The sequence below is a fragment of the Bacillus sp. AMCV2 genome, from assembly GCF_056033925.1.
Window position 1 is genome coordinate 1 of sequence record NZ_JBVYIB010000001.1, and the last position, 10773, is coordinate 10773.

A 10773-nucleotide genomic window follows, 5' to 3' on the forward strand; every position below is an offset into this window, starting at 1 on the left:
CTTTAGTAGCCGCAGAACGTATTCGCTCCATTTTTCAGCTGTTTCTTCTTCGCGAACAGATCTGTCGCATATTCGAGCTGCAAGCCAATGCCATTTTCATCGGTAAATCCGCCCAGTGTCAGATCAAACTTAGAAGTTCCCTGATGAGCCTCATAAGGTGAAATGCTCAGATTTTGCAATGCAAGCTGTTCTTTATCAGGGTTTTCTGTCGTCACCATCACATTAAACAATGGGTTTCGGCTCATATCCCGAGGGAGATCAAGCTGATTAACCAGATCTTCAAACGGATACTCCTGATGCTCAAGCGCTGACAGGTTCGTCTGCTTTGCTTGCTCCAAAAGCTCCGCAAATGTTTGCTGTTCTTTCGCTTCCATTCTCAGGGCAAGTGTATTGACGAACATTCCCGGCATGTCCTGAATATCAGCATTCGTCCGGCCGGCAGTAACGGAGCCGATGACGATATCCCGCTGTCCGGAAATTTTGCTTAAAAAGACGTGGAAAACAGCATGGAGCACCATGTGCAAGGTCGTTCCGGTTTCCGTAAGCAGTTTTTCTACCGCCTTTGCCGTCTCACTTTCCGGTACGGAAACGGATCGTATCTCCTTTAAAGCTTTGCACAGGCGGACGGGCGTAATCGAGCGGGAGATCAAGCTCTGGCAGCTCTCCTGAAAGAACCGACAGCCAGTACGCCTCATGCTCCTTCATTCGTTCTTTTTGCTCAGCTTCATTTTGCCAAACGGCGAAATATTTATAATGAAGCGCCGGGCCTCCGGAAGCTGCTCTCCTTTGTAAAGCAGCGCCAATTCTTTTACAAAAATGCTCTCTTGAGACGCCGTCTGCGATGATATGATGCATATCTAAAAGCAGCAAACGTCTTTTTTCGCTTCTATTCGAAGCAAAGCTGCGCGAATGAGCGGTGCGTCGTTTAAGTCGAATGGCCGGATAAATTCCTTAATCTTTTGGTCCGCTTCGTCTTCTTTGGCTTCAAACAGATGAAGATCAACCTCCGCCTTCTCAATGATGCGCTGAACAGGCTCACCATTAGCTTCCATAAATGACGTCCGCAATGATTCGTGACGATTCACAAGCTGATTGAGTGAGTCGCGCAGCGCGCGAAATATCAAGCTCGCCTTCCATTAGAAGAACAGATGGCATGTTGTAGCTTATCGTCTGGCGGTCAAGCTGATTGAGCACGTACATCCGTTTCTGTGCGGATGACAATGGATACATATCCTGCTTGTCAGCCGGTTTGAGGACTTGATGGCCGCCTGAAACGGCAGACGCCTCCATATAAGCCGCCAGCTGGCGAACAGTCGGCTGCTCGAACAGTGCTTTAAGCGGTACGCTTTTCTCCAATTCCGCCTGAATGTTGGCAATCAGCATCATCCCTTTTAATGAATGGCCGCCTAAATCGAAAAAATTGTCGTCAATGCCGATGGCTTCTATGCCAAGCGTTTTCTGCCAAATGCGGTATAAGCTTATTTCAAGCGCTGTCTCCGGTGCGGCCAAGGCCTTGCCTCCGGATTGTGCCGCGTTCGGCTTCGGCAAAGCGTTTCTGTCGGTTTTTCCGTTTGCCGTCAGCGGAATCGCGTCAACCTGCACAAAGAAAGCAGGAATCATATGAGACGGCAGTGTTAGGGAAAGCTGGTTCCGGAGCTCTGCTTTTTCAATAGCTTGATCCGACGTATAATACGCGCAAAGCTCTTGAAGGCCGCCCTCGGAAACCGCTAATACAACCGCTTCTTGAATTCTGCTGAGGCTGAGCATGACCGTTTCAATTTCTTTCGGCTCAATGCGGTAGCCGCGGATTTTCACCTGATCATCAGCCCGGCCGATAAATGCAAGCGTACCGTCAGAAAGTTTTCGTACGACATCTCCGGTTTTGTACATGAGACTGCCCGGCGAATATGGATTTTCCACAAATCTCTCGGCTGTCAGCTGAGGCCTGTTGAGATACCCTCTCGCAAGCCCCTGTCCCGTGATATAGAGATGTCCGCTCGCTCCCGGCGGCACAAGCTTCAATGCTTCATTTAAGACAAGCGCGCCGGCATTCGCAATCGGCCGTCCGATTGTCGGGCGGTTCGCAAATGCATCCGGCTCAGACAGATCAACCCGCCCGGCGATGGCGCCGATTGTTGCTTCTGTCGGGCCGTAGTGATTGATAAATTCGGTGTGTCCATACATCTTACGGAAGGCGAGAACATCAGTCGGGATGATTTTTTCTCCTCCCAAGACGATCAAGCGCAAGGATTCAAAGTTCGCATCTTTTGCAAAACTGGCTGAGTTCACTATTGTATGGAACAGAGACGGTGTCAGTTTGATATATGTGATCCCATGCTCCTTGATATAGTGCGCTATTTATCCGGCGCCTTATAGGTTTCCTTCTGTACGATATGGAGCTCGCCCCCGCCCAGAAGTACGGGGAACATGCTCGTATAGCCAAGGTCAAATGCGTAAGATGAAAGCAATACAGTCTTATCATTTTCCTTCAGGCTCGCCTCTTCACTAAACCAAGAGACATAGTTTGTCAGATTGCGATGCTCAATCTGCACGCCCTTCGGCTTTCCGGTCGTGCCGGACGTATAAATGACGTATGCAAGATTGCGAGACCCGGAAATCGATGATGGGCGCTCCTTGCTTTCATTTCTCCACTTATCGTCATCAAGGCTGACGATTGTCCCTTCATATTGCCCAATAGCCGTCATGTTTCTTTCATTCACGACCGCAATTTTTGCTCCGCTGTCCTCTAATGAATAACGGATTCGTTCTTCAGGTGTATCAGGATCAATCGGAAGGAAAGCTGCCCCCGCCTTCATGACACCGAGAATGGATACCATAACTTCAGCTGACCGGTCCATAACAATCGCGACAATGTCTTCATTTCCGGCCCCTTGGGCACGAAGATGATGCGCCAGCTGGTTCGCCTGTTCATCAAGCTCGCGATAGGTCAACAGATTTCCGCCAGCCTTCACCGCAGGATGGTCAGGTGTTTGCTGGGCCTGTTTTTCAAAAAGAGCGGCAAAGGTTGCTTCGGTAATTTGAGTCATATGTCTTTCTTCTAGCAAAGCAGCCGTTTCTGCAGATGAAAGCAGATCTACATCAGACAGCCGAACGTTCGGATTAGCCGCGGCCGCTTTGATGATATTGACAAAGTGGCGGCTCCAGCGGCGGATCGTCTCGTCCTTAAACAAGGCAGTCGCATAGTCAAAGCTTAGGCCGATATCCTCTTCACGCTCGACCGCTTCCAAGGAAAGATCAAATTTCGCAACATGATGAAGCATGGAATACGAGGAAATCTTCAAATCTCCTAATCTTAATGAAGGAATCTCCATATTCTGCATGTTGAACATCACGCTGAACAGCGGACTTCTGCTTGTATCCCTTGTAAGCGGAAGCTTTTCAATCAGCTCCTCAAGCGGATAGCTCTGGTGCTCGAATGCTTGAAGGCTGGCTGTTTTGACCTCTTCAAGGAATTGCGCGAAGGTTTTATCCCCCGCTGGTGCCGTTCTGAGTGCCACCGTGTTGACAAACATACCCGGCACACCTTGCAGATCAGGATGTGTTCTGCCAGCTGTCGGCGAGCCGACAATGATATCATCCTGTGACGCGTACTTGGAAAGGAGTACATTGAACGCCGCCAGCAAAAACATGTACATTGTCGTATCTGTTTCTGCCATGAGCGATTTGATTTGAGCCGTGATTTGCTTATCAAGCCCAAACATCACGCGCTCTCCCGCAAAGCTCCGTTCAGCAGGCCGCTCGAAATCCGCGGGAAGATCCAGTATTGGCAATTCGCCTTTAAAGACATCGAGCCAGTATTCCTCATCTTTTTGATTATCAGTTTGTTCTTTGTGCCAAACTGCATAATCTTTATAGTGAATTTGTGGCAGTTCCAGATCTGCGCCTTGATATATTTTGGCAAGATCACCGATTAGAATGCCTGTTGAACTGCCGTCAGTAATAATATGATGCATATCAATGAGCAGCAGGTGGCGTTTTTCTTCCAGCTGGACAAGCTTCGAACGGACGAGCGGCGCGCGGTTTAATTCAAACGGCTGAACAAATGCTTTGATTATCTCTTCCGCGTCTTCTTCCTGTCCCTTGGCAGCCTCCAGCTGGAACGATATGTTTTTATGAACGGTTTGCACAACCTCTCCGTCGATCATGTCAAACGATGTACGGAGGATTTCGTGCCGATTGATTAATTGCTGTATCGCGTTTTCAAGCCGGTCTTTATCTACTTCTCCCTCCAGCAGAAGTACAGCGGGGACGTTGTAGCTTGTGTTTGCTTGTCCAAGCTGATTGAGGATATACATTCTCCGCTGGGCCGGGGATACAGGATAATGCTGCTGATAAGGTGCTTGCCTGATCGGTTCAAACGTCTGCTCCTCCTTGCTCTCGTTCTCTTCCAAATACAGTGCCAGTTCTTGAATAGTCGGCTTTTCAAAAAGCACTTTTATCGGAACTTCCTTATGAAAATGCTCTTGAATTTTCGCCGTCATCATCATCGCTTTCAAAGAATGACCGCCGATCATAAAGAAGTTATCGGTAACGCCTGCTCTGACGCCGAGTATTCCTTCCCAGATCTCCGCTAATTTCTTTTCACTCTCTGTTTCTGGTGCTGCGTATTCCGGCTGCACGGCTTCTGATTGCGGTGCAGGCAGTTCCTTTTTGTTGATTTTCCCGTTTGGCGTGAGCGGCAGACTTTCCATTTGAATCAGGTGGGCAGGGGCAGATATCGTCAGGCAAAGACTGAGACAGTGTTTTTCTCAGCTCACTCACAGCCACTTCACGATCCGCCGTAAAGTACGCGCAAATTTCATTTTCATCCGCTTTGTTCTTGCGGATGATCACCGCAGCTTCTGTCACATGCTCAGCCATGTTCAGTTTTGTTTCAATTTCGCCAAGCTCAATTCGGAAGCCGCGCACCTTCACTTGGTTGTCGATTCTGCCTAAAAATTCGATATTGCCGTCCGGCAGCCATCTTGCCAAGTCACCAGTGCGATAAATTCTCTCACCCGGTCTGAACGGGTCTTCGAGAAATTGCTTCTCCGTCAGCTCAGGGAGATTCACATATCCTCGCGCTACACCGATTCCGCCTACGCAAAGCTCACCAGGCGCGCCGATTGGCTGCAGACATTGCTGCTCATCCAGGATGTAGGCAGTGGAATTTCCGATCGGCTTCCCGATTGGGATAGAGCCGCCATACTCACGGTCGATCAGAAAACTGGTTGAAAACGTCGTGTTTTCTGTCGGGCCGTATCCGTTCCACAATGAAAGTGACGGCGATGCCTGTTTTACTTTGCTGACTATATGCGGGACAAGTGCGTCTCCGCCGATGATTAAATGGCGCAGTGTGCCGAACATACCAGCATCCTTTGCGGCAAGCTGGTTGAATAAAGGTGACGTCAGCCACATCGTCGAGATTCTTTGCTCACGCAGAAATGCAGCAAATTGTTTCGCATCAAGCAGCGTCTCTTTTTTGACCGGATAAAGCGCTGCGCCATTTAGCAGTGCGCCGAATACCTCAAACGTTCCGGCATCAAAGCTGACAGCTCCCGTTTGCGCCATGCGGTCCTCTTCAGTAACAGGAACGTACCCGGCATTTTTGACGAGGCGCAGAATGCTTTTATGTTCGATCATGACGCCTTTCGGTTTGCCCGTTGAACCGGATGTGTACATGATGTACGCCAAATCAGACGGGGCGGATGGCAGGTTGAGATTGTCAGCCGCTTCACTCTCTTCAAAGCCTATGTCCAGTGTAAGAACCGGCACCTGCAGCTGATGTGCCTGCCCTGTATAAGAATTTCCGGTCAAAACCATTCGAACAGAGCTGTCCTCTGCCATGAAACGAAGACGATCCCCAGGAAGCGCTGGATCAAGCGGCACATATGCGGCGCCTGCTTTTAACACAGCCAGCATGCCGACAACGGTTTCTACTGAGCGGTCGTTCATAATCGCTGCTGTTTCCCCTTTTTGAAGCCCTTGTTCGACAAGCTTTCCCGCAAGACGGTTAGCCGCTGCATTCAGCTCGCGGTATGTCAGCTCGGTTCCTTCATATACGACGGCAGTGCTCGCCGGCGTCCGTTTCGCTTGCTCTTCAAATACTTGGTGAACAGCCCTTCCTTCAGGGAGTTCGGCTTTCGTGCTGTTAAACACCTCGACAATTTGCCGCTGCTCTCCGTCTCCCACAAGCCCGTACTCACGCACAAAAGCGGCCGGCTGATCGACAGCTGCTTCCATCATGCGGGTAAGGTGCTCCGCTATCCGTTCGATAAAAGCGGAATCAAAGGCGGCTCCGTTATATTTAATTTTGACGGTCCACGTTTTGCCCGGATACACAATCAGGTTGAAATCGAAGCTCGTTTGTTCAAATGCGCTTTCTACTTTGATCGAAAACCCGAGGCGGTCTTCCATGCTGCCGTTTTCAAGCTCTTGATCAAGCGGATAATTTTCAAACGCGACCAGATGGTTTAAGAGATTGCCATCAAGGGCTGAGCGTTTTTGAATCTCATAGAGCGGCACGTAATCGTAACGCTCCGCCTCTACTGCATGCTGCTGAACAGCTGTGAAAATATCAGCGAATGAAGCATCTCGTTCAACTTTCACCCGCACCGGAATGGTGTTGATAAACAGCCCCGCCATCGTTTCGATTCCGTTGATTTCAGACGGTCGTCCCGAGACGACCGTTCCGAAGACAACATCATCCGTAAAGTTGTATTTGCTGAGAACAATGCCCCAAACAGCCTGAAATAGGTTAGGCCCTGTCACTTGATGAAGGTTTGCGGTTTTCTGAATGCGGGCAACCAGTGTTTCGTCCCATGTAAAGGAATATTCTTTATTGACGTATTCGCCTTTTTTTACAGGCAGGCGGCCCGGGAGCACGCTTGGCTGTTCAAAACCCGCCAAGCGCTCGCTCCAGTAGCTCTCCGCTTCTTCATTTTCCTGTTTTCCAAGCCATTTGATGTAGTCGGAGTAAGGCTTGCCTTGACCGTTTGCAGGTGTCCTTCCTGCTCTGAGCGCTTCATAGTTTTGGAACAGGCTTTTCATGAGGACGCCCATGCTCCAGCCGTCCATCATAATATGATGATTGCTCCAGACAAGATACAGCTGATCTGCAGCAAGGCGGAAAACCGCCACCTTGAACAATATGTCTTTTGCCAGGTTAAAGCCTTGGCGCTGAACGTCTTGTTTGTAACGCTCAATGTGCTCTTTCTGGCGGTTCTCGTCTGCATGACTGATATCCTCATAATGCACCTTTGTTTTGCGTTCCGCTAACACGACCTGACGCGGTTTTTGCAGCTGCTGATGCACAAATACCGTACGGAGAATATCGTATGACCGAATCAGTTCATTGACGCTTTTCTCAAAGATTTCAAGATCAAAAGCGCCGTGAATCCCAAGCTCTAATTGTGTGAAGTACGAGGAAGAATGCGGATCAAGCATCGCATGATACAGCATTCCCTCCTGCATTGGTGTCAGTGCGTACACCTTTTGAATCGATTTTTTGCTCATATGCCACCTCTATTAGAAAATTTCCATTAATTTATCCAGCTCATCCAGCGTTAAATCGTCGTCACCAAGATCACTCGGGGTCAGTTCCGTACCGTCTTGAGATAGGCAATGTTCAATGATTCTGAGAAGATGCGCTTTAAAGCTGTCACTGAATGTTTGTACTGTTTTTTCATGAAATTCAAGAGAATGATAGGCCAGTGACATCGTCAGTTTTCCGTTTTCGATATATCCGACAACATCCAGCGCATTCGGTTTTTCTGTTTCAGGGCTTAATGACTGTCCTGATGGCAGCTCTGATCTCGTAAACAAACCTGCATCCGACATTTCGTCAAACTGACCTAAATAGTTGAAGCTGACATCCGGCTGAATCGAGAACGCCACATCTTCTTTATGTTCCAGTGCCGTCAGATAGCGCAGAATGCCGTATCCGACTCCCTTATTCGGCACATGTCTGATATCTTCTTTCATTTGCTTCAGCTGGTAGCCCAGATCATCCGCATGCTTCATATCGAGCACCATTGGGTACATACTTGTAAACCAGCCGACTGTGCGGGAAATGGTCAGGTCTTCTATGATTTCTTCATGTCCATGCCCCTCTAAATGAACACTTACTCGATCTTGACCCGTCCACTCCTTCATTGCCAATCCGAATGCCGTCAGCAAAATATCATTCATTTCTGTGTGATATGCCTCATGCACCTTTGTGGTGAGCTGTTCTGTCTCTTCAGCAGTCAGCGAGAATTCAATTGTCTTTGTATGTTTCATTCGCTGATCACCAGATTCGCGGTCTTTGGAAGCTTTGCTGCGACTGCTTGTTCTTCAAGCTGTCTCCAATACTCTTTTTCTTTCAAAAAGGCTTTGGAGTTCGCGTAGTCTTGCAATCTCTATGTCATACTCTGCAAATGAATGTGTTTTCTGCGGGAGAACCGGTTCATTGCCTTGCTCAAGCTGTGTATATACTGCGGCGAAATCCTCCAGTAGAATCCGCCACGAGCACGCCGTCAACCACTAAGTGATGAATGGCAAGAAGCAAGTGGTCTCCGTCTTCCGCTTTGAACAAGCCTGCTTTTAACAAGCCGCCTTCCTGCAAGTCGATGCTGCTTTGCAAACGCTCCGCTTCTCTCTCTATACGGTCTTCGTAATCTGCGGCTTGGCCCTCAATCTGGATGACCTCCAATTGAGCTGAAGCAGCTTCAAGATCTCTGTTGTATTGAATGACGTCTTCCTGTCCCTCACGGTAGATCATACGGAGCGTCTCATGATGCTCGATCAGCGCCTGCAATGTTTTCTCCACCCGTTCAGGATCAAAGCCCTTCTTGACGTGAAGCATCACCGATTGGTTCCAGTGGTGCTTGCTCGTGAAGTTCTTTTCAAAGAACCAGCGCTGGATCGGCGTCAGGATGACTTCGCCCTCCACCGGGCCTTGGTCTGCCTGTTTGCCTTCGGCACGCTCTACATATTGGGTAAGCTCTTCGATCGTCGGATGCTGGAAGAGATCTTTCATTTCCCAGCTTCCAGCCGTGCTGGTTCAAGCGGCTCGCCATTTGAATTCCTTTGAGTCGAATCTCCGCCAAGCGAGAAGAAATTGTCGGTGACACCGACTTCAGACATTCCAAGCACGTCCTGCCAGATGCCGGCAAGCAGCTCTTCCATGTCGGTCGTCGGCGCTTTGTATTCTCCGCTTCCCGCTTCGATGTCCGGCTCAGGCAAGGCTTTGCGGTCCACTTTGCCGTTTGCCGTAACCGGAAGCTCGTTCAGCGTCACCCAGAACGCCGGGATCATGTAATCCGGCAGGGTTTCCTTCAGTGCTGATTTCAGTGCTTCTATGTCAGCTGTTTCCGGTGTGACATACACCGCGATCGCTGTGTTGCCGCCTTTATCTTTGACAGCTGTCACCGCCGCATCCTGCACCTCAGAAAGCTGGGCGAGCTGGACTTCAATTTCCGAGAGCTCGATCCGGTAGCCGCGGACCTTGACCTGCTGGTCGATCCGGCCGATGTACTCAATGCCGCCGCCTGTCCACTTCACTAAATCGCCGGTACGGTACATGCGCTCACCCGGCACAAACGGATCAGCGACAAACCGCTTCGCGGTTTCGTCTTCTCGATTCAGATAGCCGCGTGCCAGTCCGCGCCCCGCCACGCAAAGCTCTCCGGCTACGCCTTCCGGCTGCACCTGATTGCCCTCGCCGAGAATGTATACTCTCGTATTGGCAATGGCCCGTCCGATGGAAAGTGAGCCTTCCTCCGGATGGATTTCTGTGCTTGTGGCAACGACCGTATTCTCTGTCGGCCCGTAGTTGTTGACAAGTGTACCGCTTTTTCACTGCGCGCTTCAGCTTGTCTCCGCCTGTGAGCAATACGCGTAGCGATGTGTTCTCAAGCTCCATGAACTGTTCCGCAAGCTGTGTCGGCAGGAACGTGATCGTTATGCCGTTCGTTTCAAAATAATCGTTCAGGCGGACGATATCGAGGCGGATCGCTTCATCAATGACGTGAAGCTCAGCACCGATCGTCCAGGTCGGGAACATCTCCCAAATGGAAGCGTCAAATCCAAAGCCCGCGTACTTCGCACTGCGGTCCTCCGCTGTCATGCCGAACGCGTCGTCGTGCCAGAAGCACAGGTTCACAAGCGCGTGGTGCTCGACCATGACACCCTTCGGCTGTCCGGTCGTTCCAGACGTGTAAATCATGTACGCCAAGTTCTCCGCGGTTACAGCCGTCTCTGGATTTTCCTCGTCGTTTTCATCAAGCGGCAGGCTTAGAATCGTGCGGCTTCCGTCGAGAAGAATGACATCTCCCGTATAGCTGTCCGGCACTGAAATGCCTTCCTGTTTCAAGAGAAGCTTCGCGCCGCTGTCCTGTAAAATATACTCAATCCGCTGATCCGGGTAGTCAGGATCAATCGGCACAAACGCCGCTCCCGCTTTCAAGACGCCGAGCACCGCGGCGGACATTTCAAGCGACGGCTTCGTGAGAACGCCGACGCGGTCATCCGGGCTGATGCCGCAGTCCATCAGAATCCGCGCAAGACGATTTGCCTTCGCATTCAGCTCGCCGTACGTCCAAGACTGGCCGTTGTATGTGACAGCCGGACGGTCTTTGTGGCGCTGGACAGTCTCTTCGAATAGCTGATGAACCGTTTTGTCTGTCGGCACAGGCAGCGCTTTACCCTTCCATGCCTCAAGAAGCGCTTGTTTTTCTGTTTCAGTGACAAATGACAGGCTGGAAAGCGGCTGGTTCGGGTTTCCAGTAACAG

5 protein-coding genes and 4 pseudogenes are annotated in these 10773 nt (G+C 50.2%); all 9 read right to left on the reverse strand.

What is annotated here, in order from left to right; genetic code table 11:
• Window positions 1–2: 2 nt before the first annotated feature.
• Window positions 3–855, reverse strand: a pseudogene (locus AC0OMA_RS00005) (condensation domain-containing protein).
• Between the two features lie 2 nt (window positions 856–857).
• Window positions 858–1052, reverse strand: a complete 195-nt coding sequence (locus AC0OMA_RS00010) for a condensation domain-containing protein (protein WP_474221799.1) — start codon at window positions 1050–1052, stop codon at window positions 858–860.
• On the reverse strand, window positions 1042–2358 hold the full coding sequence (locus AC0OMA_RS00015) for a non-ribosomal peptide synthetase (protein WP_474221801.1): 1317 nt from the start codon (window positions 2356–2358) through the stop codon (window positions 1042–1044). Before AC0OMA_RS00015 ends, AC0OMA_RS00010 begins: the two co-directional genes overlap by 11 nt.
• Complete coding sequence (locus AC0OMA_RS00020) at window positions 2355–3047, reverse strand: AMP-binding protein (RefSeq protein ID WP_474221802.1); 693 nt, start codon at window positions 3045–3047, stop codon at window positions 2355–2357. The genes AC0OMA_RS00015 and AC0OMA_RS00020 overlap by 4 nt, the downstream gene beginning before the upstream one ends.
• Before the next feature lie 72 nt (window positions 3048–3119).
• Window positions 3120–4292 (reverse strand): annotated as a pseudogene (locus AC0OMA_RS00025) (condensation domain-containing protein); the annotation flags it as partial.
• Window positions 4238–4378 (reverse strand): competence protein ComS, encoded by a 141-nt coding sequence (gene comS / locus AC0OMA_RS00030; RefSeq protein ID WP_010886404.1) that lies wholly within the window; start codon window positions 4376–4378, stop codon window positions 4238–4240. The pseudogene AC0OMA_RS00025 and the gene comS, both read right to left, overlap by 55 nt.
• 91 nt (window positions 4379–4469) lie before the next feature.
• Window positions 4470–4712: pseudogene (locus AC0OMA_RS00035) on the reverse strand (phosphopantetheine-binding protein); the annotation flags it as partial.
• Entirely contained in the window at window positions 4603–7515 is a 2913-nt protein-coding gene (locus AC0OMA_RS00040) for a non-ribosomal peptide synthetase (protein WP_474221800.1), read from the reverse strand. The gene AC0OMA_RS00040 and the pseudogene AC0OMA_RS00035, both read right to left, overlap by 110 nt.
• 12 nt (window positions 7516–7527) lie before the next feature.
• Window positions 7528–10773, reverse strand: a pseudogene (srfAA, locus tag AC0OMA_RS00045) (surfactin non-ribosomal peptide synthetase SrfAA); the annotation flags it as partial.

Excerpts from the sequence above, each read along its gene's own strand:
- AC0OMA_RS00010 (WP_474221799.1), bottom strand. The coding sequence starts at position 1,052 with ATGGAAGCTAATGGTGAGCCTGTTCAGCGCATCATTGAGAAGGCGGAG.
- AC0OMA_RS00020 (WP_474221802.1), bottom strand. The coding sequence starts at position 3,047 with ATGACTCAAATTACCGAAGCAACCTTTGCCGCTCTTTTTGAAAAACAG.
- AC0OMA_RS00040 (WP_474221800.1), bottom strand. The coding sequence starts at position 7,515 with ATGAGCAAAAAATCGATTCAAAAGGTGTACGCACTGACACCAATGCAG.